Source organism: Flavobacterium sp. DSR3-2, assembly GCF_049896525.1.
Taxonomy (GTDB): domain Bacteria; phylum Bacteroidota; class Bacteroidia; order Flavobacteriales; family Flavobacteriaceae; genus Flavobacterium.
The window spans coordinates 69,924-96,362 of the sequence record NZ_JAFCUM010000012.1 but is presented as its reverse complement, the minus strand read 5'-3'; the positions used below and the strand labels follow the sequence as shown (position 1 = coordinate 96,362).

21 protein-coding genes and 4 pseudogenes are annotated in these 26,439 nt (G+C 31.1%); 8 read left to right on the top strand and 17 right to left on the bottom strand.

The genetic code is table 11. The annotated features are described in order from the left end of the window. Positions 1–37: 37 nt before the first annotated feature. The 3 genes from ACP7AV_RS13715 to ACP7AV_RS13705 all read right to left on the bottom strand — a co-directional run bounded on the left by ACP7AV_RS13715 (position 38) and on the right by ACP7AV_RS13705 (position 3,123). Entirely contained in the window at positions 38–388 is a 351-nt protein-coding gene (locus tag ACP7AV_RS13715; RefSeq protein ID WP_426092431.1) for an ATP-binding protein, read from the bottom strand. 452 nt (positions 389–840) lie between these two features. Then, the gene (locus ACP7AV_RS13710; RefSeq protein WP_426092430.1) at positions 841–1,005 is read right to left on the bottom strand and encodes a response regulator; all 165 of its coding nucleotides are present in this window, start codon (positions 1,003–1,005) and stop codon (positions 841–843) included. Between the two features lie 108 nt (positions 1,006–1,113). Continuing rightward, the gene (locus tag ACP7AV_RS13705; RefSeq protein WP_426092429.1) at positions 1,114–3,123 is read right to left on the bottom strand and encodes a PAS domain S-box protein; all 2,010 of its coding nucleotides are present in this window, start codon (positions 3,121–3,123) and stop codon (positions 1,114–1,116) included. Positions 3,124–4,503: 1,380 nt separating this feature from the next. On the opposite strand from ACP7AV_RS13705, the gene ACP7AV_RS13700 reads away from it, so the two are divergent. After that, the gene (locus tag ACP7AV_RS13700) at positions 4,504–5,268 is read left to right on the top strand and encodes a response regulator (RefSeq protein ID WP_426092428.1); all 765 of its coding nucleotides are present in this window, start codon (positions 4,504–4,506) and stop codon (positions 5,266–5,268) included. A gap of 257 nt (positions 5,269–5,525) precedes the next feature. Here ACP7AV_RS13700 and ACP7AV_RS13695 read toward each other — a convergent pair. The 7 genes and pseudogenes from ACP7AV_RS13695 to ACP7AV_RS13665 all read right to left on the bottom strand — a co-directional run. After that, a pseudogene (locus ACP7AV_RS13695) lies at positions 5,526–5,786 on the bottom strand (transposase); the annotation flags it as partial. Between the two features lie 60 nt (positions 5,787–5,846). Continuing rightward, positions 5,847–6,365, bottom strand: a complete 519-nt coding sequence (locus ACP7AV_RS13690) for a transposase (protein WP_426092427.1) — start codon at positions 6,363–6,365, stop codon at positions 5,847–5,849. Positions 6,366–6,374: 9 nt separating this feature from the next. Then, positions 6,375–6,713, bottom strand: a complete 339-nt coding sequence (locus ACP7AV_RS13685) for an IS3 family transposase (RefSeq protein ID WP_426092426.1) — start codon at positions 6,711–6,713, stop codon at positions 6,375–6,377. 34 nt (positions 6,714–6,747) lie between these two features. Next, complete coding sequence (locus ACP7AV_RS13680) at positions 6,748–7,068, bottom strand: hypothetical protein (RefSeq protein WP_426092425.1); 321 nt, start codon at positions 7,066–7,068, stop codon at positions 6,748–6,750. Between the two features lie 55 nt (positions 7,069–7,123). Continuing rightward, a pseudogene (locus ACP7AV_RS13675) lies at positions 7,124–7,585 on the bottom strand (transposase); the annotation flags it as partial. 585 nt (positions 7,586–8,170) lie between these two features. Next, the gene (locus tag ACP7AV_RS13670; RefSeq protein WP_426092424.1) at positions 8,171–8,383 is read right to left on the bottom strand and encodes a hypothetical protein; all 213 of its coding nucleotides are present in this window, start codon (positions 8,381–8,383) and stop codon (positions 8,171–8,173) included. Between the two features lie 405 nt (positions 8,384–8,788). After that, positions 8,789–8,893: a DUF4372 domain-containing protein gene (locus tag ACP7AV_RS13665; protein WP_426092423.1), complete on the bottom strand. Its 105-nt coding sequence runs from the start codon at positions 8,891–8,893 to the stop codon at positions 8,789–8,791. 514 nt (positions 8,894–9,407) lie between these two features. Between ACP7AV_RS13665 and ACP7AV_RS13660 the strand changes: the two genes are divergently transcribed. Beyond that, a complete protein-coding gene (locus ACP7AV_RS13660; RefSeq protein ID WP_426092422.1) occupies positions 9,408–9,884 on the top strand; it encodes a hypothetical protein in 477 nt (158 codons plus the stop codon). A 73-nt stretch (positions 9,885–9,957) separates the two neighbouring features. Here ACP7AV_RS13660 and ACP7AV_RS13655 read toward each other — a convergent pair whose 3' ends face one another. Next, positions 9,958–10,332 (bottom strand): response regulator transcription factor, encoded by a 375-nt coding sequence (locus ACP7AV_RS13655; RefSeq protein ID WP_426092421.1) that lies wholly within the window; start codon positions 10,330–10,332, stop codon positions 9,958–9,960. Positions 10,333–11,744: 1,412 nt separating this feature from the next. On the opposite strand from ACP7AV_RS13655, the gene ACP7AV_RS13650 reads away from it, so the two are divergent. The 4 genes from ACP7AV_RS13650 (at position 11,745) to ACP7AV_RS13635 (ending at position 14,637) form a co-directional block, all read left to right on the top strand. Then, positions 11,745–11,861 carry an SOS response-associated peptidase family protein gene (locus ACP7AV_RS13650; RefSeq protein WP_426092472.1) on the top strand — a complete coding sequence of 39 codons (117 nt, stop codon included), beginning with the start codon at positions 11,745–11,747 and terminating at the stop codon, positions 11,859–11,861. Between the two features lie 104 nt (positions 11,862–11,965). Then, on the top strand, positions 11,966–12,790 hold the full coding sequence (locus tag ACP7AV_RS13645; RefSeq protein ID WP_426092420.1) for a serine hydrolase domain-containing protein: 825 nt from the start codon (positions 11,966–11,968) through the stop codon (positions 12,788–12,790). Positions 12,791–12,826: 36 nt separating this feature from the next. Next, positions 12,827–13,684: a DUF3471 domain-containing protein gene (locus ACP7AV_RS13640; protein WP_426092419.1), complete on the top strand. Its 858-nt coding sequence runs from the start codon at positions 12,827–12,829 to the stop codon at positions 13,682–13,684. A 302-nt stretch (positions 13,685–13,986) separates the two neighbouring features. After that, positions 13,987–14,637: a DUF6624 domain-containing protein gene (locus ACP7AV_RS13635; RefSeq protein ID WP_426092418.1), complete on the top strand. Its 651-nt coding sequence runs from the start codon at positions 13,987–13,989 to the stop codon at positions 14,635–14,637. Positions 14,638–14,683: 46 nt separating this feature from the next. On the opposite strand, the pseudogene ACP7AV_RS13630 reads toward ACP7AV_RS13635, so the two are convergent. From ACP7AV_RS13630 to ACP7AV_RS13620, 3 genes and pseudogenes are all read right to left on the bottom strand, one after another. Then, positions 14,684–14,968, bottom strand: a pseudogene (locus ACP7AV_RS13630) (transposase); the annotation flags it as partial. Between the two features lie 102 nt (positions 14,969–15,070). Continuing rightward, a pseudogene (locus ACP7AV_RS13625) lies at positions 15,071–15,493 on the bottom strand (IS110 family transposase); the annotation flags it as partial. Between the two features lie 18 nt (positions 15,494–15,511). Further along, complete coding sequence (locus ACP7AV_RS13620) at positions 15,512–15,691, bottom strand: hypothetical protein (protein ID WP_426092417.1); 180 nt, start codon at positions 15,689–15,691, stop codon at positions 15,512–15,514. A gap of 849 nt (positions 15,692–16,540) precedes the next feature. Here ACP7AV_RS13620 and ACP7AV_RS13615 point away from each other — a divergent pair. Next, a complete protein-coding gene (locus ACP7AV_RS13615) occupies positions 16,541–18,460 on the top strand; it encodes a metallophosphoesterase (RefSeq protein WP_426092416.1) in 1,920 nt (639 codons plus the stop codon). 68 nt (positions 18,461–18,528) lie between these two features. On the opposite strand, the gene ACP7AV_RS13610 is transcribed toward ACP7AV_RS13615, so the two are convergent. The 3 genes from ACP7AV_RS13610 to ACP7AV_RS13600 all read right to left on the bottom strand — a co-directional run bounded on the left by ACP7AV_RS13610 (position 18,529) and on the right by ACP7AV_RS13600 (position 25,154). After that, positions 18,529–20,328 (bottom strand): alkaline phosphatase, encoded by a 1,800-nt coding sequence (locus tag ACP7AV_RS13610; RefSeq protein WP_426092415.1) that lies wholly within the window; start codon positions 20,326–20,328, stop codon positions 18,529–18,531. Between the two features lie 164 nt (positions 20,329–20,492). Next, positions 20,493–22,187 (bottom strand): RagB/SusD family nutrient uptake outer membrane protein, encoded by a 1,695-nt coding sequence (locus tag ACP7AV_RS13605; RefSeq protein ID WP_426092414.1) that lies wholly within the window; start codon positions 22,185–22,187, stop codon positions 20,493–20,495. A 15-nt stretch (positions 22,188–22,202) separates the two neighbouring features. Continuing rightward, complete coding sequence (locus tag ACP7AV_RS13600; RefSeq protein WP_426092413.1) at positions 22,203–25,154, bottom strand: SusC/RagA family TonB-linked outer membrane protein; 2,952 nt, start codon at positions 25,152–25,154, stop codon at positions 22,203–22,205. Between the two features lie 663 nt (positions 25,155–25,817). Between ACP7AV_RS13600 and ACP7AV_RS13595 the strand changes: the two genes are divergently transcribed. Further along, the gene (locus ACP7AV_RS13595; protein ID WP_426092412.1) at positions 25,818–26,399 is read left to right on the top strand and encodes a helix-turn-helix domain-containing protein; all 582 of its coding nucleotides are present in this window, start codon (positions 25,818–25,820) and stop codon (positions 26,397–26,399) included. Positions 26,400–26,439: the final 40 nt, after the last annotated feature.

Below are 26,439 nucleotides of genomic sequence, written 5' to 3'. Positions count from 1 at the left end.
CCAAATCAATTAATTAATTACACACAACGAGTTGTTATTATTTACATTCCATAGAACTCAAAGGAAGATATATCTTTATTTTGGTACCTCTATCAGTTTTAGATTTAGTAGTAGAAATTCCTTTTACATTTTTTATAATAATTTTGCTGAGAAAAAGACCTAAACCCAATCCTTCTTGCGCTCTTTCTTCTCGATTAAATTGTTCAACAACGCCAATTCTTTTTAATTTTTCTTCACTAAAACCGATTCCAAAATCCCTTATAACTAATTTGTAATAGGAATTATTGTAGCGTTCACCTAATACACTTATAATTTTACTGTTGTCAGAAAACTTTATGGCATTATCTATCAATTCGAGAAGAATATAACTCAAATATTTTTCACTCATTTTTATACATGCTTTATCAATTTCAAAAATAATTCTTTCTTCTTGATTGGCATGAATCCAAAAAAGCTTTGTTTTTACGTTCAGAAAACTTTTTAATATTACGGTCTCAGCTGCGTTATTAAATTATTCTAAATTAATTTTAATATTTTGGTATAAAATTAAGTTTTGAATAGTTCTGTTTACACGCTTACATGAAACTTTAATTGCATTAAAAAAGTTTTTAATTTCATTTTTTTAAAACAAATCATTATTTTTAATCAGAATATCAATTCAATCTAAAATACCATTCAGATGGGTCGCAATTTCGTAAAAAAAAAATGGTTTTTTCTTCCCACATACAGATTATTTTTAGCATTTTTTATCTTTTTAAAACGTTCTATTTTCACTTTAATAATTTTTATAAGTTCTTTAATTTTAAATGGTTTAGACAAAAAACAATCTGCCCCTTCAAGTCAACATTTGCGAATTAAATTATTTTCTTTTTTTGCTGTTAAAAAAATAAAGGGAATAGCACTTAACGAGTAATCTTCTTTAACCGTTTTATGTAGCATTGTACCATCAACTACAGGCATCATTATATCGTATATAATTAAATCCGGAGTCCAATTTTCTACCACATCTGACGCTTCTTGTTCATTTGCAGCCGTTTTAACATCATAATTTTGAAAAAAAGAAGCTCTGTAACAGCTTACTTAATATCGAAGTCATCGTCAACGATAAGGATTTTATTTTTGTTCATAAGGAAATGTTAATTTTATTGTTGTTCCACAATTTACTTTCGTTTTAACTTTTACATCACCATTTAAAGATTCTGTAAATTGTTTTACAATAGCTAAACCTAATCCAGAACCTCTAATATTACTAGTATTTGACGCTCTAAAAAAGGACGTAAACAAATGTTGAATTTCATTCTGCGGAATTCCTATTCCGTAGTCAATCACTTCTATTGTGATTTCTTTTTCAAGATATGTTATCAATAATAACGGATCAGATTTGCCAACAGAATATTTAAATGCATTACTTATCAGATTTGTCATAATATGAATAATCAAGGTTTCATCAGTAAAAAAGATTTTGTTTTTTCCCTTAGTTTGTATTTCGATTTTACGCTCATATATTTCACAATCAAAATAGGTTTTTATTAATGTTTTAACAAATTTATCAAAGTCAACTGGTTGTATATTTATTTCAATTTTTTTAGCTTCCGACTTGCCAAAAATTAAAATATTATCCATCAGCTCAGTCATTCTATCGACTTCATCTTTTATCCTTCTTGTAACAGAAATGTAGTCGTCATTTATTTTTTTTCCCAAATGTCCAATTTTAAGATCTAAAAGCTCAGCATTAGAATAAATAACCGTTAAAGGTGTTCTAAATTGATGTGAAGCCATCGACACAAATTTAGACTTCAATTCATGGAATTTTTTTTCTTTCCGAAAGGCTGCTGTTTTTACTTTTTCAATTTTAATTCTTTCGCTTATATCTCGGTTTGACGTCTGAAATCCAATCACAAGGTTTTCCGCATCTACAATTACTTTTGTTGAAGTCTCTAACCAAACGTAGATTCCATTTTTATTTCTAAACCTAAAGACTATTACCCCATTCTGCTTTTGCTTAATAACAGTTTCATAATAATTTTGAATATTTTTTAAATCATTTTTTTGGATAAAATCCTTAGGATTTTTATTAATTAGTTCTTCAGGTGCGTAACCAAGAATTTCATTTATGGAAGGTGAAATATATGTGAAGTTACCGTCATTTGCATGCTGGCAAATCAAATCATTACAGTTTTCAGCTATAAATCTAAATTTTTCCTCTGATATTTTTAACTGGAATTCTCTTTCTTTTAACTCACTAATATCGATATGAGTTCCAACAATTTTTTTTGGTGTACCATCCACATTTTTTTCAAGTAAACCAAAATATTTTACTGAAACAAAATGCCCATTTTTATGAATTAATCTTGCAATTCCCTCATAACTATCTAATATCCCAGCAATATAATTTTTTAAATTGTTTAAAACAGGCACTCTATCTTCATGATGAATACTGTTAATCCAAAAACCATAAACATCCAATATTTCATTTTCTGTATATCCTAACATACCTGCCCAATTATAAGAAATAATCGTTTCATTAGTCTCAATATCATATTCCCACATTGCTTGATTAGAAACCGACATATAATAGTCAATTTTTTCTAACGCTGTTTTTAATTTAAGAATTGTTACGTCTTGATTTATCCGAAGTCCGATATTTTTTGCGATGGTATGTAATGCGTACACTTCCTCCTCCTTCCATTCTCTTTCATTTTTACAGTCGTCGTACCCAATCCATCCCCAGAAACTACTATCGGAGAAAATCGGGGTGAAAAGAAAAGACTTAATACTTTGCATTTCCATTGTCTTTTTGAATAATTCATTATCGCTAACTTTAACCAATCCATGCATAGGCTTATCTTGTGATAATATTTTAAAAAGTCCTGGCATTTGATCATAAGATATTCCATTTAAAGCAGGACTACCAATATAAGGTTCTACATCTTTATTACACCATTCATATTCATAATAAAGTTTTAGTTCACCATTGTGAAATTTATTTTTAAAAATATAACATCGATCAATATTTTGACCCGCTCCAATATTACCAATGCATAAATTCAATGCATCAGCGATACGAGGTTCTTTTAATAAATAATTGTTGGCGTTGGAAATACTTAATAGAAGGTTTTTCATTTTTCTAGGTAAATTTTGGATTAATAAAATTTTGTTACTGGTGTTATATGTGAAGTAAAAGTTAAAATATTAAGTTTGTAAAGACAAATGCACTCTTGCTAAACAGCTGAATTAACAATACTTTTGTAATCGCAAATTTATATCATTTTTAACTAATTTATTTTTTTATTAACCTTTTAAAAAAAAGATTTTTCAGATTGTTTAAAGCCAGACACTGCCATTTATTATAATTCGTCTAAAACTTTTTCTCTATTTCTAATTGCTTGATATTTTCCTTTAATTAATTTAACAAGAGTCATCATTACAGCGTTTTTTTATCTCAAAACAAGAGAAAAACTTTTTGTTTTGGTATATTTTTATTACCACAAAAGAATTATTTTTTTTAGTTGACCATACTTCTTTGAGTATATCTAGATTATTAACAGATGCGGGAGGTAATTTGTAACTCCTCGGGAAAAGGAATTCTTTTTTACTCTAAAAGTTAAAGCATGAAGCATAACATTAAAGTGATAAATGCCTTTTGTAAAATAATATCCTTTATCTGTAAAGTCTTTGGAAACTTTTCCAGAGCACTTGTCTTAAAAAGTAATAATCGACGTCAAGTTCCACAAGCTTTGATCTAAAAAATAATCTTCCGGGAAGTTATCAGCAATCCTGCTATTTACTAATTCACTAAAAGTTTCTAACAAACGGTTCAAAATATTATAAAACGCAGAAAAAGAGCCGAGCTTTGAAAAGCAACAATACATATATTCGGGAGCGAATGGACAGGTATGCTTTATATTGGTGCGTTAATTCTCTTCTGATACAAATAAGTAAATTGTGATAATTTCTTTATCTGTTAAATCTTGCATGAAATTATTACTTCCTCGTTGACAGGTATGTTGTAATCTTTTCTAAATTGAACACAAATTGTTAAATAAATTTGTATTAATTTTACAGTTTTAGTATTAAAAATCTTGTTTTTAAAAATGCTTCAAACACGCCATAAATTTAATTATTAACAAACTTTAAAATAAATTATTATAACGATATTCCTTTCTTTTTTTAAATTAATTTTTGCTCTGCTATTCCTTAATTCGCATATTTAAATAATGACTTTAAATCTTTACACTTTATTTCTACAAATTTTTTTTTAACGATTATAAAATGTAGGGATTTCTGAGATATACAAATAGTAAAGTTTTATATCATAAATTTCGAAAAAAAAACAGGGTGAAAATTATTTACTTACCAGCACCACGATGTTGGACTAATTTTTTATTCTCTTGGTTATTCAAAAAATAAAAGTATTTTAAATCAAATATTATATGAATATGAGTATTGATAATTTAAAAAAAAACAGCTATAATTTAAAATAAAATTATTTAGTTTAGACAAATGATAAATCCAAACATAAAATTAGTTTTGATTGAAGACGATCTGGCGCTAGGAAATTCAATATCAGAATTATTAACACTAAGTGGGTTTGAGGTAAAGTGGTTCAAAGATGGCAATGAAGCACTAATTAATCTAAATATAAACTTACCGGATATTATTATCAGTGATTTGATGATGCCAATTATGAATGGTGAAGAATTATTTTTAAGAATTCGGCAAAATAAAAAATTTAGTACTATTCCATTCATCATAATTACTGCAAATATAGACGATGATGTTAAAATTAAACAGTTAAAGAATGGAGTAAACGATTTTATAATGAAACCATTTAAAGTAGTAGAATTAATTTATAAAATTAAAAATTTAATTTCACTTAAAAATAATTTTGAAAAAAAATTTAGACCTGATCCTTTCTCGAGAATCACGATAAAATTATCAAAAAAAGATTTTTTAACATCCCTGGATGAAGTTTTAGCAAAAAATATAAAATCAAAGGTTAATATTGATAACTTGTGTAGCGAACTTTTTATTAGTAAATCAACATTAGATAAAAGAATTCGCAAACTTACTTCTAAAAATGCAAGTCAATATATTAGAGAATTTAAATTGGACTATGCAGTAAATCTAATACATTTAGGAGAGCGAAATATTCAGTATTTAGTAGATGAAACTGGATTTAGTTCTTTTTCCTATTTTTCAACTAGCTTTAAATTATATCTAGATTTAAGCCCTAGAGATTTTATAAAATCCACCCAATTAAAATAAAATAATTGTAGTAAAAGTCTTTAAATTAAATAGAATAAATGAAAACGTTTATATTTATCCGATAAAAAACTTTTTAAGGTGTGCACTTATTTACTTATTATAATGTCTTGATATAAAACTTTTTGAGTATTCATCATTCTGTTTATAAGTAGGTCAAATATTTTTTCCTTGTAAATTGACCTATTAATTCGGTAATTAAACTCGTCTAAATACTTCTGAATATGTTCTTTATGAACCCCAGAAAAAGTACTTCTCAACTAAGATTTTACTTGATGAATTATAGTGTGTAATTCTTTTGAAGATTTTCCTTTGTCACTCTTAATCTGTTTTAAATCAAACTCTTTTTTTAATGGATTATAACCAGTCCATTTGTCTGTTTTTATTGTCGCAGATTTAGAAATATGTTTATCAAATATTTTACGTATTTCTTTACAGAAATAATCTTCAAGCTGGTCAAAATAAACCCTTTTAATTCCGCCAGTATCATTTGTTTCAACGGCGATTATCAACTTCTTTTTTTTTGAATCATGTTTTGACCCCTATAAAACAAGAGTACTATTATAGATTTCGATTTTTAATTACGCGGTTAATTTTATTATTATTATTATTATTATTATTATTATTATTAGAAATTTATCTGAGTTCCATTTCTCCATAGGAGTAATTCTACCTAAGAGTCCGTGAAGTCTTTCATTGTTGTAAAACGACACAAATCTTTTCAATATCTGTTGGATTTCTCCAAAAGTTCGATAATCGAACCTAGAAAATACTTCCTTCTTCAAGATGCCATGATAGGCTTCAATATGAGCATTTTCTTCAGGTGTTGCAACGTGGGTGAATTCTTGTTGCACACCTATTAAACCTAAATACTCACGGACACTTTTAGCTATAAATTGACTACCATTATCACTCCTAATAATTACATTTTCAGGGTAGTTATATTCGTCAAAGAGTGTCGAGAGTAAGTCTATAACATGATTTTGCTTTATATTGAAAGAAAAATAATCCTTTAAAATTCTTCGTGTATGAACATCAATTATAGATAGCAAATAAGCGTTTTTACCAACATTTGGCACCCATACCATTTTAATATCCATTTCTAAACATTACAATGGTCTAGAAGTATAAACCTTCCTAAATTTCACAAACTTACGTCCAGAACCACTTCTATTAATTCTATTCTCGAGTTTTAAAAGACCTTCTTCTTTCATAATTCGGTATAGTTTTTTATGATTTATTAGGTAGCCATCTCTATTTAGATATTTGGTCATCAACCGATAACCACAGTCTATAAATTCTTGTTTTAAAATATCTTTAATAGACTTTACAACAACTGATTGGCTAACTAAACCATTTTTTTGATGAATGGTCGCTGCCGTCGGATGATTCCCTTTCTTTCTAAAACTAGGTTGTCTATAATAGATACTGGTAACAATACCCACCATCTTTATGATTTTAGCCTTGCTACACTTATGCTTTTCATAAATATAGTTCACTAAATCTTTCTTGGATCGGATGTCCCAAACTTTTTTTTAAAAGTTCCCTTTGTATCTCTAATTCGATTTCTCTGTCACTTAGTAGCTTACGTAGAATACGATTTTCCTCTTTTAACTCTTTGCTCTTAGTGTCATAAGTCACTTTTAAGCCAGCCTCTCCTTTGTGCTCAAACTTCTTCTTCCAGCTATATAAACTTCCTGTAATTAGGCCATACGGCAGGCCTCTACTATACCAATATCTGCTGAAGCAGCTAGTATTTCTAGCTTCTGCGTTAAAGTCCATTTCTTGTATTTCATATCTCAAATATATAAGTTTGAAATTTAAAATAACACTCCGAACTATTAAGGGGCTAAACTAAATCATTGCTCCTTCCTTGTTTGAGATCTTCTTTGCCTCCAAAAACAAATTCATCGACAAAAATCTGACCAATCATTGGCTGTGAGGCACTACTTGCCATACTAATTCTAACTTTTTTAATGAAATTAGTTGCCGTAGTTCTGCTGATTTTTAATCGTTTTGCTATTTGTTTTGTAGAGAAACCTTTTGTGGTTGCACTCATCTCAAAAACAATTGTAAATGCTTTTCTCAAACCAAATCGAACTCTGTGAAAAATAGTATCTACAATCGGGCTTTCAATATGATGGCAAGCGTTACAATCCCTCGCAAAATTATTTTTACGAATAGTGAATTTTGTGTGATTACATTTCACACATTTAAAACCTGCTTTCCACTTTATTTCTGCCAAATATTCTAAACAATCTAAATCCGTTTTGAACTTATCAGTGAATTCTAAAATACTTTCTCCTGTAAATTTTTCCATTCTTTTACTGTACATAAAAATTATAAGTAATTATCAGAACACCTCAAAAAACTTTTAAAAGTTGCTCATCTTTATATTTAAAAGTCAACGACAACTTGACTTGTAATAGCTTATTTTTTCCCATTTCTTTGAGAATTTAATAATCGGGAAAAAAGTTTTGGAAGTCCGTACACTTCACATACAATTTTTAAATCATTGCCAAAAAAGACAAAGTTGTTTATCGACGGCTGTATTAATCTCCCATTCTTTTTCAGGGCTTTCCAAAAATTTGGTTAGATGTGTATAATTGACTAAAGTAATTCTGCAAAAACTAACTAAATTAAAAAAAGCGCATCTTCTTTTCAATCCTTTCTTAATCACTCCAATAAGAAGATTTACGATTACTTCAAAATAAATCTTAATTTTGATCGTATTCTCATTATCTGGTAAAAAATATTTCCGAGGGACGTTTTGCTAAATTTGCTTGAATAATAATTCTATTTGCCGCCGTATTTTATAAGGAGCCACAATAGTGTCACCTCTAAAATCAAATAAATTGGAGATGAATTTAAACGCTCTTTTATTTTCTTTATTTTAAAATTTTATCTATTCAACTTTCAGCTTTGATATTACCTTAGCTTCCTGAACATCAACTTCGATACTTTCATCTGACAAAACTCGGCTTTGAATTTCTTCTAAAATGACTCTTTGATCAATTATGTTATATTTTGCATTGTCTTTTAATAAGGTTACAAAACCTGTTTTTTTTTTTAAAGTGCTTAAAAGCATTGTAATCATTATACCCCTTGTCGAATACATAAAAAGTGTTTTTATCGCACTTTAGCTTTTTTAAAAAATCATGATTATGTGTTGTTCCGGAGCTAAACTAAATTAGAAACTTTTTCATCTCAATTAATAACCCTGCGTACCTTTATTCCTCCCTTATTTTTTTCCATTATGAAACTTTTTACCAACGCAACATAAAATATCTTGAAATAAACTAATTGCAGTATTATCCAATATTTTAACAGACCTTCCAAAGGCATCACGAACTCGGCTGTTCGACAAAACATAATTATTTTTTTTAGCAACCCATTGTAAATATCTTCGAAAAATTCAACTTTTCTAATTTTGTTTCCATCGGCTAAAGTGCTTTTTTTCAGGAAGGTGCTTTAGTCTTAAAGTTTCTTTTTTTTTACATAATCCCAGCATTTCACCAGCTACTTATCTCAAAGAATTACACTTAACCAAACTACAAAAAATGATGGTCCACAAATGCTCTTGACATCTGAAATGTTTTACATACCTATCCGAATAATGCTTTTTCATTACCTTTTAGGCATCGAATCATCTATTAAAGAAATCAACTGTCCGAAAACTAATTCAATCGAAAAATATCTATTTTTCTTCATCGTTTTTTAATTTTGCAAAACTAAATTATGATTTTTACAAAGAAGCCATTATTTTTTCTTTTTTTTTATCGAACAATAGTGTAAAAAATTATCTCTAGCAAAACATTTTCAACTAACTCAATAATTTTACTTCCCTACAAATATTTTAGAAAATACTTCGGCGGAAATACTTTTTTTTATTAAAGAAAAACAGAACTTGATTTACACTTTAAATCAGTTATTTTCTAAAATATAAATTATTAGTCTTCTTTTTTAAACTATAAATTAAAAAAGCGAAATGAAGAACAATTATATGTAATTTTATTATAATATTTTGAATTAAGCTTATCAATCAGCTTACTTATTGTTGGGGAAATAAAAATTGAAAATACCACTTTTTGTTAAAGTAAGCTGTTTTGGTAAGAATTTAGGATTTATTTAAAAATGAGTTTATGAATAAACATATTTATAATGAAAACAGAGTTGAAAAAATCTTCGAAGAGAATCCTTTACTTCAGATTTTAAAACACAAAATTATTATTAAAAAAAATGAAGAAAGTCTCCAATTTAATTTAAATCAAATTCGTAATTTAAGGGTATTAAAAAAAAGAAACTTAATCCCTAATTTCACTGTATTAACTTTGTCCGGTATTTTACTTATAGTTACGTTAAAAACTAAAAATCACCAAATTGCTAGTGAGTACATTCGAATTTTGTTAGTTTTCATTTTATTTATTTTTTCTTATATTTTGAAAAGCTACAAGTACAGCCTTTTGTTAAACACTAATTCTTTTGGTTTTTATGAAATAACACTTTCAAAAAAAAATATCAAGTATGCAAAAAAATTTCTAAATGACTTTAAACAAAATAAAATAGCACAAGGCGACAGAGAAAAACAGGAAGATTTTATAATGAAAAAGTGTTATTAAGATAGTAGCATAAAAACTTTGTGAAATTAATATTTTATTTTAAAAGGGAAAATCTTAATTAAATATTTAGCCATCACCCGCTTCTTTTACATAACAAAGAAGTTTCGATTAACTGCTTTAATTCTTTAAAAACAAAAGGTTTTTTAAAATATCCCATTACTCCCAAAGCAAAGCCTTTTTTTTGATCTTTTTGTTTAATTCTCGCGGTGACAAAAATTACTGGGATATTTGAATATTCAGAAATTTTATGCTCTTTCATAAAACCATATCCATCAAGGACAGGCATCATAACATCGCAAATAATGAGATCGGGCTTATATTGTCTAACTTTATTTAATCCGTCTTTCCCATCTTGGGCTTCAAAAACTTCATAACCGACGAAGGAAAGTAATTCTACGATAGTTTCCCTTAACTTTAATTCATCGTCTATAATCAATATTTTAGCCATCGTTACCTTTACTTTTTTAATGGAAATGTCAATGTTACTTTTTTTACTTTTCCAATATGGCTTCCTAATTTAACAGCATCTTAATTTTTTTTAGTAAAAGTCTTAACAATCTGTAATCTCAGACCAATGCCTTAAATTCATCGGTACTCCCTGCTCAAAAAAAATATTAAATAATTTCATTTACTTGTTTTCTACGATAATAATATCAACATCGATTACTTCAACACTAATTGAACTATCACTACTTAAAATATTTATAACAACATATCCAAATTCTTTTGAAAATTTAAGAGAATTATTTAATAAATGAAATAACGAGTATTTCATTAAGTTCGTACTTGCAAATATATAAAATGTATTCCGTTTTAATGATGTTTGCACCTTTTTTTATAGTTTTTGACACTAAAACAATTATTAATCAAGTAAAAACATATTTTCTGCAAAGCAAATTTAATTGGATTAAAAATTGTTTTATCAAAGCCATCTTTAAAAATAGTTAATACAAAATTCACTAATTCAGTTATTCTATCAATTTCTTTAATTATGGTATTTACTCGTTTGTCTACTTGAGAGGAATTTTTAAATTCATATTCTTCGAAATCTATAGCTATGAATTCTGCACTTATCCTGATAATCATCATTGAAGTTCTGAATTCATAAAAAATCGTGGAAACCAAATTTGTAAGTAATTCGTTTAAATCACATTCTTAAATTAATGTATTCTCAATAATTTTCTCTGCTTTTTTTCATCGTGATATATCCCTTACATTTAGCTGAACACCTACTAGTACACCACTGTTTTTACTAAAATTGCTTTACTCTCAAACCAAAAATATTTACCTTTCACATTTCTGAACGTCTAACTTTATAAATACACTTTCCACTTCAGAAATTAAAGACAACATGCTCTCTTCCGTATTTTCAAAGTAACTTGGAAGTAGTAATCTTTAGGTCATTTACCGATTAAATCCTGAAAACAAACCAAATTAGCTTCAGCAGTATAAAGCAGATTCAATGCGACTGTTAATGATCCGCTGGGATTAAAATTTGGTTTTCAAGATAATGGTTTTTGATTCTCTTACATTCCTATAATTATTGATAAAAAACCAAACATCAATACTCTTTATAATTGGAGTTTAATACCATCATGCTGAAAGGATGAGGAAGTTCAGAAATACACCGTGAAGACCAAAATAAAAACCATAAACGAAAAATCTTAATCTAAAGATTCAGGTGATAAAAGATGCTTGGTTATTGCTAATAGCTATTACGAATGGTGATAATTGGATCTAAAACGGAAAGTAAAATAAATTGACGAATTGTGATTAACGAACGATGAAATGCTTGCTTTTATCTCGTTATATTGGCACTGGGTGGTCAAAGAAACCGGAGAAATAAAAAATACCTAAACCATTTTTACCATAGAAGCTAATCCACTTTTGGCTAAAATCCACAGTCATAAAAAAAGAATGCCGGTTATTTTAAAACGAAAAGAGGAAGCCAAATGGTTAAATTATAAACCAATATAAAACTTTGCATTTCCCTACTCTGTAGTTTTAATGCTTGAAAAACTACAAATAGTAATATTCAAAAACTATGGTCATTTCTACTTTGGTACACATTAAAAATCATTATGAACAAAAAATCAAATCCCTCTATTTTAAAAACATTTTTTTTAAGTATTTTTATTTTATTAACTACTATAACAAATGCTGTAGCGCAAAATAAAACTGCTGAATTAGATAAATTAATGAATCAAGCTCACGCAAATGGTGTATTTAATGGAAGTATTTTAGTTGCTGAAAACGGGAAAGTTATTTATCGTAAAGGTTTTGGTTATGCAAATAAAGAAACAAAACAGTTATTAAAACCAGAATTTTGTTTTGATTTAGCATCCGTTTCAAAGCAATTTACTGCTATGGGAATTATGATTTTAAAAGAAAGAAATAAACTTTCTTACGATGATAAAATCACCAAGTATTTCCCTGAATTCCCTGCTTTTGGGAAGGATATTACAATTCGTAATTTACTCAATAATACTTCAGGAATGCCTTTATATCAGCCATTCGCTAATAAAGATAACTTGACAAATGCTGAAATTTTAAAAATAATTGAGGAAAGAGAAGCCTTAGACGCCAATATCGGCGAGCGATATGTCTACAATAATGCTGGTTACGTGATGTTGGGTTTAATTATAGAAAAAGTTTCGAATATGTCCTTAGCGGAATTTTTGAAAGAAAATATTTTTAAACCATTAAAAATGAAAAATAGTTTGATTAGTGATGCCCCAAAAATCGATCTAAAAAATAGGGCTCTGGGATATTCTGTGATTGGTGAGCTCGATGATTATACAGTTTCACATACTGGTTCAACTAGTTTGTTTTCAAACGTTGACGATTTATTTTTGTGGGATCAAGCTTTATATACTGAAAAGTTAGTTTCAAAGAAAACAATTTAGGAAGCATTGTCCCCTGCAGTTTTAAATAATGGTTCTTTGTCTAATTACGGATTTGGATGGTTTCTCACTCCAGAAAAAAAATCAGTTAACCATTCAGGAAGTGATTTTGGTTATCGTACATTTATCATGAGAGATTTAGATAAAAAAAACTCTTATATATGGCTTACGAATGCTGGAAATGCTATTTCTAAAGATATGATAAATGTTGCTATTGAGAATATATTGGCCTCTAAGCCTTATGAAATACCTAAGATTACTGCTTTTTCAGAATTTCAAAAAGCGTTAGAAATAAACTCTGTGGATGATGCTATTACCAAAACAGCAAAATCTATACAATCTAATCCAAATCTATTTATGATAGACGATGCCGCTATTAATGAATTGGGTTACAAATATCTTACCGACAAAAAATTAGCAGGTGCTTTCTCCATTTTCAAATTTAATGTAGCACTAAATCCAAACTCTTCAAATGTTTATGATAGTTTAGGCGAAATTTATCTATTGCAAAAAGATACGGTTAACGCTATTGAAAATTATAAAAAATCAGTGGCTTTGAATCCAGATAATGCAAAAGCAATTAAGGTTTTAAAAAAATTAGGTATTGAGACAACTGACATGATTACTGAAGTAAAAATTGCGCCAAAAGTTCTTAAAACCTATTTGGGAAAATATCAGTTAAATGAAAATTGTTTTTTTACCGTAACCGAAGACAAAGGGCAGTTGTATATACAAGGAACGGGCGAAAAAATTACAACTGTATATCCAATGGCGCAAAATAGATTTTATAGCAAGATAATTACAGCTCAGTTTACTTTTAATAGTGATAAAAATGGGCATATTGATAGTTTGACATTGAATATGGGAAAAGACATGAATGCTAAAAAGTTGAACTAAAATTAAGAGTTTATAAAAAACGAACGCACAACACAAGCTTCGCAATAGTGCGGAATTAGGCTGTACTTAAAGATTTTTTTGTACGTGGAAAAACAGTGATTTTCCGCAGTATGAAGTTTACTTACCCCGCCCATCGCGTATTAGCGAAACATTGCGGAAAATGACGCTTTTTTTTCATAGGCGCGCACTTCTCCCAACTTCGCTTTAAACGCAACTTGGAAGCAGAGCCTAGCGCGCCTATTGTGTGCTAATTAAAACCAAAATTTTCGCAAAGAATAAACCAAAAAAATCTAAATTAAGCAATGAAAAAAATAGTTTTAATATTTACTTTTTTAATTTTTAGTTGTTCAACAACCAAATTAAGTAAAACTGAATCTCAATATCTGAAAGCAGAATTTACAGAAATGCATCAAATTGACCAAATTGCAGCTGCTGCAAAACCAAATGGTGAATTCATAAATTATCCAAATGAAAACTGGGGCAAATTTAAAGACAGTGTTTTTACAAAAAATAAAAACAGAACCGAAAGTTTATTCAAAAAATACGGATACTTAGGGATTAATGAATTGGGCGAAAGTGGAAGCAATGATTTTTGGCTAATTGTTCAACATTGTGACAAATTTCCTGAATTTCAAAAAAGTGTGTTGAAATCTATGAAAAAAGAAGTAAAAAAAGGAAATGCAAATCAAGATAATTATGCATATCTATGTGATAGAGTAAATTCAAATGGTGGAATAAAACAATATTTCGGCACTCAAGTTGACTATAGACTAAACGGACAAGCAAAACCAAAAAATGGATTAATTGACAGTTCAAATGTTGATAAACGAAGAAACGAATACGGTTTAAAACCGTTAAAAGATTATTTAAATCAAATGACTGAATTGCATTTTGAAATGAATAAAGAATACTTTTCTAAAAAAGGAATCACAAAACCGAATTTATACAATTAAACCCGTTCGCGCATTCTATGATAAAAAACAAGTGATATTTTAAAAATTAGCAGGCAAATTTATATGTATTTATGTATGGGGTTTGCCTGTTAATTACTGAAAAGACCCATGCAATAATTTTGCATTTTACATTGTTTAAAACCAGCATAGCATTCTTACCCTCTGCTTTTTTTCTTTCATAATATTCTTTAAGTTGTGGATCGTGTTTCACTGCCACTAAAGCACACATTTGTAATATTGATTTCATCTTTTTATCTACCATATGATTTACTTTGGTTCTGCCTTTAATACTCGAACCCGAACTATATTCAAAACGGGCAATTCCAGCATAACAAGCAAATTTTCAAGCATTATCAAAAGCCGTAAATGCTCTTGTAGCAATCAGCATACAGATTGCTGTTTTGTCTCCAACACCAAGAACACTTTTTATTAACTAAAATTGTTTTTTTAATTCAATTTCAGTTGAAACTATTACTTTCATTTCTTTTTCAATCGCTTTTAATGTCGTTTTTAGAAACTTTACAGTTTTATCATTTATTGCTGAAATTGATTTGTAAACTTGTTTTGGCATAAAATCAATATTCTCTTTTGTAGCTTCAAAAATCTTAAAGGATTTCATCACTTTTTCTCGTTCAGTATAAAGTAATTTTAGTTGTTGAATTGCGGTTTCGGGTAATGCTGAAAGTTTAAGTTTGTCAATATTTCGAATAATATACAAAGCAATATCCTTTGCGTCTGCTTTATCATTTTTACCTCTTGAAATACCTTTAGAACGCTTAATTTCTATGGCAGGAACAATCCAGTAATCCAGTTTTTCATCAGACAAATGACTACTCAAAGGAAATGTGTAAACACCTGTGTTTTCACAACAAAACTAAACAGTAGTCAAATCAATTTTCTGTTTTATTAAGTTTTTTAAAATTTCCTTTATTCCTTTTAAATTGTTCTCTACAATGAAATGATTAGATACATTGGGAGACTGTTTTTCTAAAATAACTACATCCAATTTTAATTTTGCAATGTCAACACCTACGTAAAATAAATAGTTTTTCATAACTTTGAATTTAGGATAAACAAAAATGTTGAACTTCTTTAAAGCTTTTATTAGACCTCGATGTCTATCATTCTATTTGAAGCAATTCAACGGGATTCAAGGAGAAGACAGAGGACTAATGCGCTATATAAGTCATACTTAGCGGAATTGATAGTTCACCTCTGTTTTCCTTTGAATAAATTTAGTGTTTTTTATATAATACAAAGTAAAGGCGGATTTGCATTCCGTGCCCATTCCTATTATCAAATGAAGAATTACTCCAAAACCTTGGATCGCGATTGGAAAATGAAATGCTGCACAAAAATAAACTCCATTAAATAAAAAACAGCATTCAGTCTGACCAAAATTCAAACAATAATAAAATACAGTCTAATCAGGAAAAACTTTCCCCCTTCATCACCACAAAAATCAAAAAAATCATCTCTATCCAATTGTAACGGTCTAATAAATGAGAGGTACATTTGAATGTAGACCCTATAAACACCAAACTAAGGCTTATAACATAAACCATCATAAGACAAAATAAAAGGTTGATTAATGCTTAGCAATCAATTTTCATTTTTACATCCTCAACAATTAGTATTATCACAATAAAAACAAAAGCCCAATCAAAAAGGGTTTTGGGCTTATTATATAAGAAACGGTTCCTGTAGCTTATCACCAGCATGTTCAAACGGCTGATCTCCTAATCCAATTCCACTAAAGCAAAAAACGATCATCGAAAATCTAATAACATAATACAAAAACCTAAAACCCAAAAAATAACATTCTCTTAAATGAATTGTTTTCTTTTTTTTCTATCCTTGTAACCTTTGAAAAACATTAAATACAACTAATTTAAAATCTACAATGAGTCGAATAATCGTACATATATTCCTTTATCTATTGCTTTTTACTACAGTTTCAAAAGGGCAGTCTCCACCTGAGGAATTAAAAATTGCTTTTCTGGCAGATGTTCATTTTCAGGATATATATGGAACCTTACAAGACAGCGAATATAAAGGAATTACCAATCCTAAGAACGGAAAGCATACTTTATTAAGAACGATGGAATCGCAGTTACATTCGACTCGGATTTTTAATGAAAACTATTTTGCGTTTCTCGCAGCCCTAGATGATATTGTACAACGAGGAATAAAAATCGTGGCGCTTCCGGGTGATTATAGTGATGACGGACAACCGCTTCACATTCGGGGTTTAAGGCAGATCCTTACTGATTATACTAAAAAATATGAGATCCAATTCTTTATCACTACAGGCAATCATGATCCTGCCGGACCTTTTGCTCAGGAATCTGGAAAAAATGATTTTTTGGGCAATGAAGGAAAACGCCAGCCTATTTTTAGTAAAAAAGGATTATATAAACCCAACAGCAATGATGAAAATACGGTAGTAGTAACCGAAGATATTGCCAAAATGGGATATCTCGGTATTACAACTGAACTGAAAGATTTTGGTTTTTCCCCAAAAGAAAGCCATTTATTCTGGACCACTCCTTTCTGCAATTATTCATTAGACAATTATACTTATACAAAAGCAACAGAAGCGGCTTCTTTGACTAACAGAACCTATTCCGTAGCACCCGGATATTCAGTGCCTGATGTGAGCTATGTCGTAGAACCCGTTCCGGGACTTTGGTTACTGGCTATTGATGGGAATGTTTATATTCCAAAAAAAGGGAGTGCTGAAAACTCAAAGGACTCCAAAGAGTATTCTGATGCAGGTTTAGGCTACAATAAGGTGCTTTCCCATAAAAAACACCTGATAAAATGGATTGAAAAAATAAGCGTAGAGGCTAAAAAAAGAGAGAAAACCCTAATCGCATTTAGCCACTTTCCAATGGTAGAATTTAATGATGATGCTTCCACTGAAATTGAAGAATTAATGGGCAAAGGAAAATGGCAATTAGACCGTGTTCCGAAGGAAGAAGTCGCAGAAACCTTTGCTGATGCCGGATTGCGAATCCATTTTGGCGGACACATGCACATCAACGACACAGGTGTTCGAAAAACTAAAAAAGGAAATACGCTGGTAAACATTCAAACCCCTTCTTTGGCAGCCTACATTCCTGCCTACGAACTGCTCACTGTCAAAGAAAATGAGATCATGGAAATTGAAACGATACCAATCACTGAAGTGCCCAGATTCAATGAACTTTTTGATCTTTATAAAATGGAATATGATTTTTTGAAAAGTAAGAACACAGCAGGCATTTGGAATACCGCAATTTTAGAAACAAAAAACTACCATGATTTTACCGATTTTCATTTGAAAGAATTGGTCAGGTTGCGTTTTTTACCAGACGATTGGCCGGAAGAATTTAAAAATTTTATTTTAGAAGTTTCCGCTGAAGACTTGCTCCTACTCGCCAATATAGAATCTACAGCAGATTATAATACCATTATAAACCACAAACGCAATTTTGAAAAAGAATGGAAAAAAGCAGAAAACAAAGTAAAGCAACAATTAAAAAAGAATCAGTTCAATCAAAGTGATTTTAATTGGTCTGGTTTGGAGCTGATCACCGACTTTTATCGCATTCGAAGTGCTGATGAATTGGCTATAGCCGAAATTGGAAAAGAAAGAATAAAACAATATCAATTTATTATCGCTTCGTATCTTGACCATCAAAAGGGAAGAAAATTAAATCCTGAAAATCAAACAGCAAGAAATACAATTCTTTTTCTGACCATTCTGAATAAGTTCTTAAACGGAGCTCCTGCAGATCATTTTTTTGTTGATTTGAAATCAGGTGTTATTCAAAAATAAAAAAAGAGATACCTTTTATTGATATCTCTTTTTCTCTTTAGATTTAATTTTATGAGAATACAATCAAATTATTTAAGCTCCAATACTTCTTTGATTTTATGAAAAACTTCATTGTTTTCATATACACCAGAAAAAATATCCGATTGCGGTCCATAGCTAAATATCGGCACCATAATTCCAGTATGATCATCAGTTGTAAAATCACCTTCAATCATTTTGTCTTTTATATTTCCTTGCGGTAGTGTAAACCCCGATGTCTCATGATCTGCGGTGACAATAACCAAAGTGTTGCCGGTTTGATCCGCAAATTTTATAGCCTCGGTTATCGCTTTGTCAAAATCAATTCCTTCCGAAACAATTCCGGGTACATTATTCGCATGACCGTAGGAATCAATCTGAGCGCCTTCAACCATAAGAAAGAACGGTTTATTTTTGGCATTCAAAAATTCCAATCCGTTTTTTGTGGCTTCTGCCAATAAATTTCCACGTCCTTTTAAAACACTGGGAACCGTATTTTCAGAGAAAAAAAGACCAACTTGATTCTTGTTACTATTGGCAACATCTGCAATGGAATTTAAAATTGAAAAATTAGTTTTAGAAAAACCAGCAGCGAAATTTCGGCTTCCGCCACCCATAAAAAGTGAAATCTTACTATTTATAAGGTCATTTGCGATGGCTGCTGTCATATCGCGCTCTTTTTGATGCGCATAAAAAGACGCAGGGGTCGCTCCTGTAATATGATCCGTGGTGATTAAACCCGTACTAAATCCCTTTTTAGTAAGAACTTCCATAATATTTTCAGTAGGAATCCCTAAGGAATCCACTCCAATTGCCCGATTGAAGGTTTTTTTACCAATAGCTAATGCGGTGCCTGCTGCAGCTGAATCGGTGGTAAAATCATCAGAAGATTGCGTTTTTATAAACCCTATCGATTTTAATTGCGTCAGTGTCAATTGGCCACCATTAGCCAAAACAGCACTAGAAATCTGAGCAAGTCCATTCCCGTCGCCTATAAGCAGAATAACATTTTGTATAGGACTGTTTTTCTTGTCAGACAAATAAGTAGGTGTGTAAACCGACGAATCAATCGTATTGTAAAAAACTCTGCTGTCTAAGGAATTCAAATAGCGTGAACTCTCGTAAGGCATGTCGGTATTTATAAAATCGACTCCGAGATCCTTGAACGTTTTCCATGCGGTCTTAGAATCTGGACAACCCCAAAAACGGAATGGTTTTCCATAACTATGCGCCTTATTGATCGCTTCGGATACCTTTTTGTAATCTTCGGCAGTGAGCCTTCCTTTTCCGTTCCAAGATGAAAATTCACTAAAACTTTTGCTAATTAGCGCTACTTTATCCCATTGTTCTTTTTCAGGAATACTAACTAAACTTTGATAATCAAATTGAATATAATTCGGATAATGTGTATATCTTTTTGCTTCTGGTCGGTTTCCCGATATCACAATGGAGAAATTTTTATTGTTTATTATATTAGGGTAATTTTCTAAAACAGCAATCAGTTTTTTTAACGTTGCAACAGACTCGGTTTTAATATCAATCAGTAATTGTATGGGTTGCTGATTGCCCATTTTTAGTGTCATTACTTGTTGCAAAGGATCTAAATACAGCTTTTCAAGGGTACGTTCTTTTTTGATATCGGTCTCGGTATGGCTTACATACAAGTTGTTATCCTTCAAAAAAACATCCGCTTCAATAGAATTTAAACCATTGGCGTAAGCGCTCCAAAACGGAATATTTTGCTCATAATCATTATGAGAATGTATTTTATATTTTTGAATCTCTTGTGCCTGAATGAACTGCAAAGAAAACAGCAAGGCCAGAACTGAAATTTTAATTGATTGCGACATAGTATAAATTTTGGTTAATAAACGTATTTAATTATGTAGACCTTTCGGCTGCTATTACAGTTCACCGAAAGGTCTTTAATAAAATTATATTTGATGACGTGAATTCAGTAGCTCAGTTTAATTTTCTCCTGTAAAACCATGCTAAAACCACTTTTTTGATCCAATTAATAGCCCGCGTTTTGAACTAAATATCCAGGCTTGTCTGAAGCTCCATCAATAGCAGATTGTGGAATTGGAAAAAGACGTTTCTGAACATTACCATCCGTTTTTTCGGTCCAGGTTCCTTCATATTTTCCAAAACGAATCATATCTGTACGTCTGAGCATTTCCCAGTAAAATTCAAATCCACGTTCTCTGTACAAAAGATCGAGTGTCATAGCTGTCAAGGCTGGCGGAACAATTCGGGCTGTTCTTGAAACTCTTACCAAGTTCACATCGGCAAGTGCACCAGCTGCATCATTTGATTTATGAAGTTTTGCTTCGGCACGCATCATATACACATCGGCCAATCGAAGAATGACAATATCGGCATCACCTCTATTTCTCCCATTATCTGATTTTTTGCTAAACTCATATTTCAATACTCTGTATCCACTACTGTAACCACTCCCTTCTGCGGTAAAATCTATTTTCTCCGTATGGATGACTAGTTTTGTTTTATCTGCTCTGGTTATATTTCTCAGTTTGCCAATTTTATATCCAATTCCGTCAGCACAACGAGCAAAGGGTTGGCCATTAGCCGTAGTAAGTAATCCATATTGCTGGCCTCTGATGATCCCGCGATCAATTTCAAAATTAGCTGCCGTAACACACGAATCCGCAGGTATTATAAGATTCTTTTTAGAAAACCTAGGATCCATTGTTGCGGGATCCTTAGAGCCATAAGCAGCGACCCAAGTCTGATAAAAATCAGATGTAATGGCTGGACCGTCAGTTCCATTTGCTTTTACAAATGCGGGAAGCGGAAACCGGTCTCCTGATAAGGAAAAATAAGCCAGTCGGTTATGACCATTCAATTCTGCTCGTTGATCAACAGCAAAAATTAACTCCTTATTGGTATGGTTTTCATCATCAAATATTTCAAAATATTCGGAGGAAAGATTGTATTGACCCGATTCAATAATTTTAGAAGTATACAAAATGACCTTATCCATGTCCTCTGATTTGAAATCAAAAGTACTTGCATATGGATTCCGATACACTGCAGCATTTAAGTGCAAACGAGATAGAAGTCCCCATACAGCACCTTGAGTAATACGACCGGGTCCTGAAGTTTTAGAAACCTCATTTTCAATAGACAAAAATTCGTTTTTGATATAATCTACCGCTTCAGAACCACGTAAAACAGTAGAAATTTCAGCAGGGTTTTCTTTTACAAAAATTAATCCAAAAAGATCTAAACTCAACATAGAGTAATACGCTCGTAGCCCTTTGGCCTCAGCCAAATAAAGTTTAGCCGCAGGATTGCTTGATGCCAAAGGACTTAGTGCATTGATTGCTGTCACGGATCTCGAAATACCTTGAGTGATGGATCCCCAAGTATCTTTTATTCGAATGTGGGAGCTACTGTAAGTATGACGATGCATATCAATAAAAATCCCATTATCACCCCAATCAGTTCCTCCTCGATATGGCAAAATAGCTTCATCCGTTGATATTTCCTGAAGTGTAAAATAACTGGTGTGTAAAAATAATCCCGGCAAAACGGCATAAGCTGGTGCAATACTTCCATCGGCAACCGCACCTGATGTGGCACCGCCAGTTAGGGACTCGTCTAAAACTTCTTCCTCAAGTGTTGTACAACCAAATTGCAATAAAGTGGTAAAAACGGTCAGTAATAGTATAATTTTATTTTTCATGTGAATTGTATTTAATTAAAAGGAAACATTAAATCCGAAAAGGAATGTTCTTGCTTTAGGATAACTCAAATAATCGATACCGTAAGAAGTAACTCCAGCTACAGATCGATCTGAGTTGACCTCTGGATCATAACCGTCATAATCCGTAATGACAAATAAATTTTGACCGGTTACTGAAAATTGCATGGAACTAATCCAATCTCCAACGCCAATCGACTCTGGTTTTAAAGTATAACCAAGAGATACATTGTTCAAGCGAAGAAAGTCACCATTTTTTAAGTATCGTGTTGAAATCGAAGCCGGGTTAGTGATCGACTCCGAAGGAAATTCTCCCGCTGGAGCAGTTGTGTTTAATGACTTGGCTAAACGGGCTTTATAGAAATTGGAATTGGCTGTATTGTCATAGATTTTATTTCCGGCAACACCATTAAAATTAAAGTTTAAATCAAATGCTTTGTACGCTAGATTACCATAAAAACTGAATAATTTGTCTGGCAATGCACTTCCGGCTACAACACGATCCGCATCGGTATCCAAACCATCATTATTGGCATCTCTAAACTGGCTCATTCCTTGATCATTGATTCCAATAAATTCTTTCATAAAAAAAGTACCAATCGGTTGACCGTTTACATAACCGTTAATCGTAGCCGATGAAAGCCCTGATCCTGAGGCACTTCCTGTAGTGAGCACCGTAAATGGCGAATTTTCAATTTTATTATCAATAAAAGACACGTTACCTCCAAATCCAAATGAAATTCCTTCCTCACTTTTGTACTGATACGCTAGTGCGAATTCCAGACCGCGATTGGTAATAGTCATGTCTTTTACATTTGTCCAATACGTCGAAGCGGGCTGAATAGGATCAGATGGTACTACTTCAAGCAAAATATTATCAGAAACCTTATTAAAATAATCTACAGTTCCGGATAAAGCCCCTTTAAAGAATCCAAAATCCAAACCAATGTTAGTTTGTGTAGAGACTTCCCATTGAATGTCCGGATTCGCAAAACGAGCAAAAGTAGTTCCTCCAGGATAAGTGCCCGTTGAATAAAGTGGATAACTTGTACTCCCACTCACTGAGGTTGTCGAGGAAGCTTGAGTAATTTTAGATGGAATTTCTTGATTTCCTGTTCGACCCCAACCAGCTCTTATCTTAAGATTGCTAAACGGACTTTTTTGCATAAACTCCTCTTCAGAAATCTTCCATCCTGCAGAAAAAGAAGGGAAATTTCCGTATTTATTGTTATTTCCAAATTTTGAAGAACCATCTCTACGAAAAGTCGCAGTTAATAAATACCGGTTTTTAAAACTATATCCCAGTCTTCCAAAAAACGATTGTAATTCATTTTTAACCGCTGATCCCGAAGGCATATTATCTATTAAATCCAATTCTTGGCCCAAACCTGGATTGTATTTTGGATCGATACCATTATCTTTAAATCGGTCAATACTCCAATGACGGTATTGTACAAATGTTTTTTGGAAGGAATGCCCCGCCAAAAGCGAAAAATTATTCTCCCCTAAATCAAAATTATAGGTAATGTAATTCTCAATCAAAGTGTTTTTATTATTGCTATAAAAAGAATCAAGACGACCATCCTCTTGAGGCAAAGTACTTGGTCTATTTTGAATATCGCGATCAGAACTGGAGTTATCAACACCAAAATTAAGTTTATAGTCCAATCCATTAATGATTTCAAATGAAGGAGAAATATTAGCTATAATACGATTCGTTTGAGTCAAATCTTCATACAATTTAAGACGTATCAAAGGATTGAAAACATCAGTAAATATAGAAGGAGCTCCATTTTCATCATAAGCGGGATAAGTCGGATTGAGACTTAATGCAGTACCTATAAGACTTTCAATGGCTGGCCGCTCACTAATGGTATTAGTAGCATTCAGGTTCAAATCAATCTTGAGTCTATTATTAAGTAATTTTTGAGTAATATTAATTCTGCCAGAAAGCCGCTTTAATTCACTATTTTTTATAATTCCTTGCTGATCCTGACTTCCTATAGAGGCAAAATAAGTCATATTATCCGCACCTCCACTTAAGGATACGTTGTGATTTTGCGTAAAAGCGGCTCTCGTAATTTCTTTTTGCCAATTTGTCGATCCACCTAAATCCGTGAGCTCTCCGCCAATTTCAACAACTCTTGATCGAAAAGCGTCAGCACTACAAACCGGGATTTCTTTGGCCATACTTGAAGTCCCCAAACTAGTGGAATACGTTACTTTAGACACCCCTTTTTTTCCTCTTTTGGTAGTAATCAAAATAACCCCATTAGCACCTCTTGCTCCATAAATAGCGGTCGCAGAAGCATCTTTCAATACATCAATTGACTCTATATCATCCGAATTTATAAAACTAAGCGGATTGGTAGCTCCTCCTGTACCGGAATTATCAAGAGCAAAGCCATCGACAACAAATAAAGGTGTGCTTCCAGAACGAACACCACCTTGACCACGTATGCTTATGGCTTGATTACTTCCTGGTTCTCCGCTTGCTGATGTGATATTGACCCCTGAAACCTTACCTTGAATCAATTGTTCTGGAGAAGTAACTATACCACGATTAAACTGATCACTTTTTACAGAAGTAACTGCACCTGTAACATCGCTCTTTCGTTTAGAACCATATCCAACTACAACCAAATCAGCTAATTGCATAGCGCTTGATTGCAACTTTATATTTAATTTATTATAGTTTTTAAGGATTACTGATTGTGTTTCAAATCCTATATAAGAAAACACTAAAACATCGCCAACGGATGCCTTAAAACTAAAACGACCATCTAAATCGGTTACTATTCCTTGTTTATTTCCCTTTACTAAAATATTAACACCTGGTATTGGAGAATTTGCATCATCTAATACTACTCCTGTCACTTCTGTTTGTGCCCAAGAGGCCACAGAAAACACCATTAAAAAAAATAGCATCAAAAATTTAATTTTTTTCATTATTCATCAATTTATTTATAATGGGCAAATGAAGTCGTTAATTGCCAAACAAATGTTAATTACGAAACAAGAAAAAGTAAAATTTAAAAAACAAAAAGTGAATATTAGTTAAAAAAACACAAATGCAAACAGCGTAAAATCCGAACGAAATGACTCTTTAAATTTACAATATTACTATTTTTTTTTTATCTTTCATTAATTTACTAAACTATATTGCAAAGCTGTTTCATACCAAAAAGAGTGATGATTTTTTATTTTAAAAAACACAAAAACAATGAATTAGATATTTTTTTTAGAAAATTAGAAGCAAATTTAACTCTTTAAAGAGATTACCGCAGTTAGGAATGATTACTAATTTTTATTCAAAAAAATACTTTCAGATTAAAAATTTTGAAAAATTTGCCTTAAAAAAGAAATTAAAATAATAAACTAAACAGATAATAAAAATTTAACCTTTGTATAATATCATTTTTACCATTTTAAAAAAAAAACTATCTCATTTATTTTAAAGCAAAAGTGACATTCCTAAGATACTCTGTACCAAAACATATGAACTTTTCTAATATCCTTTCTGATTCGGATAATAGAAAATGATTAAAAACAATAGGTCGGCTTTTTTATATCAAGTTAAATTAAGATATTCGTAATAAATACAAACAAGTTATGAATGACTATTTAATAGGTATTGGGAAACGAATTAAAGATATTCGAAAAGCCAATAAAAAAACCATCAGCACTGTCGCTAGCGCTGCTGAGGTAAGTAACGGCCTGATTTCCAGAATTGAAAATGGAAGAACTATTCCCTCTTTACCGGTATTATTGAATATAATTAATGCGTTAGAAATAAACGTTTCCGATTTTTTTGAAGGTATGCCTAAACCTTCAGAACTTAGTTATATTGTATCTAGATCCGAAGAAAATCCGATTATCGAAAAGGAAGATGAGGCCAAAGGCTTTACCTATAAATATATTTTTGGCAAACAACTTTCCTCAATTGGATTTGAAGCTGTTTTACTTGAAGTGCAACCTAATTCTCAAAGAGACAAGGTAGAAACGGATGCTTATGAATTCAAATACATGATTTCTGGCGAATGTTCTTATATCATTGGTGATAAAGAAGTGCTTTTAAAAGAAGGTGATTCTCTTTTTTTTGATGGACGAATACCTCATGTGCCTGTTAATAAAGGAAAAATTTCAGCTAAAATGCTAGTGCTTTACTTTTTTTTAAACACTGGAAAAGAATAATTTTTAAAAAAAACTCCCCTTTTTAGTATATCAAAAAGGA

Excerpts from the sequence above, each read along its gene's own strand:
- ACP7AV_RS13715 (WP_426092431.1), bottom strand. The coding sequence starts at position 388 with ATGAGTGAAAAATATTTGAGTTATATTCTTCTCGAATTGATAGATAAT.
- ACP7AV_RS13705 (WP_426092429.1), bottom strand. The coding sequence starts at position 3,123 with ATGAAAAACCTTCTATTAAGTATTTCCAACGCCAACAATTATTTATTA.
- ACP7AV_RS13700 (WP_426092428.1), top strand. The coding sequence starts at position 4,504 with ATGATAAATCCAAACATAAAATTAGTTTTGATTGAAGACGATCTGGCG.
- ACP7AV_RS13690 (WP_426092427.1), bottom strand. The coding sequence starts at position 6,365 with ATGGATATTAAAATGGTATGGGTGCCAAATGTTGGTAAAAACGCTTAT.
- ACP7AV_RS13685 (WP_426092426.1), bottom strand. The coding sequence starts at position 6,713 with ATGGTGGGTATTGTTACCAGTATCTATTATAGACAACCTAGTTTTAGA.
- ACP7AV_RS13670 (WP_426092424.1), bottom strand. The coding sequence starts at position 8,383 with ATGTATTCGACAAGGGGTATAATGATTACAATGCTTTTAAGCACTTTA.
- ACP7AV_RS13665 (WP_426092423.1), bottom strand. The coding sequence starts at position 8,893 with ATGAAAAAGCATTATTCGGATAGGTATGTAAAACATTTCAGATGTCAA.
- ACP7AV_RS13660 (WP_426092422.1), top strand. The coding sequence starts at position 9,408 with ATGAATAAACATATTTATAATGAAAACAGAGTTGAAAAAATCTTCGAA.
- ACP7AV_RS13655 (WP_426092421.1), bottom strand. The coding sequence starts at position 10,332 with ATGGCTAAAATATTGATTATAGACGATGAATTAAAGTTAAGGGAAACT.
- ACP7AV_RS13645 (WP_426092420.1), top strand. The coding sequence starts at position 11,966 with ATGAACAAAAAATCAAATCCCTCTATTTTAAAAACATTTTTTTTAAGT.
- ACP7AV_RS13635 (WP_426092418.1), top strand. The coding sequence starts at position 13,987 with ATGAAAAAAATAGTTTTAATATTTACTTTTTTAATTTTTAGTTGTTCA.
- ACP7AV_RS13620 (WP_426092417.1), bottom strand. The coding sequence starts at position 15,691 with ATGAAAAACTATTTATTTTACGTAGGTGTTGACATTGCAAAATTAAAA.
- ACP7AV_RS13615 (WP_426092416.1), top strand. The coding sequence starts at position 16,541 with ATGAGTCGAATAATCGTACATATATTCCTTTATCTATTGCTTTTTACT.
- ACP7AV_RS13610 (WP_426092415.1), bottom strand. The coding sequence starts at position 20,328 with ATGTCGCAATCAATTAAAATTTCAGTTCTGGCCTTGCTGTTTTCTTTG.
- ACP7AV_RS13605 (WP_426092414.1), bottom strand. The coding sequence starts at position 22,187 with ATGAAAAATAAAATTATACTATTACTGACCGTTTTTACCACTTTATTG.
- ACP7AV_RS13600 (WP_426092413.1), bottom strand. The coding sequence starts at position 25,154 with ATGAAAAAAATTAAATTTTTGATGCTATTTTTTTTAATGGTGTTTTCT.
- ACP7AV_RS13595 (WP_426092412.1), top strand. The coding sequence starts at position 25,818 with ATGAATGACTATTTAATAGGTATTGGGAAACGAATTAAAGATATTCGA.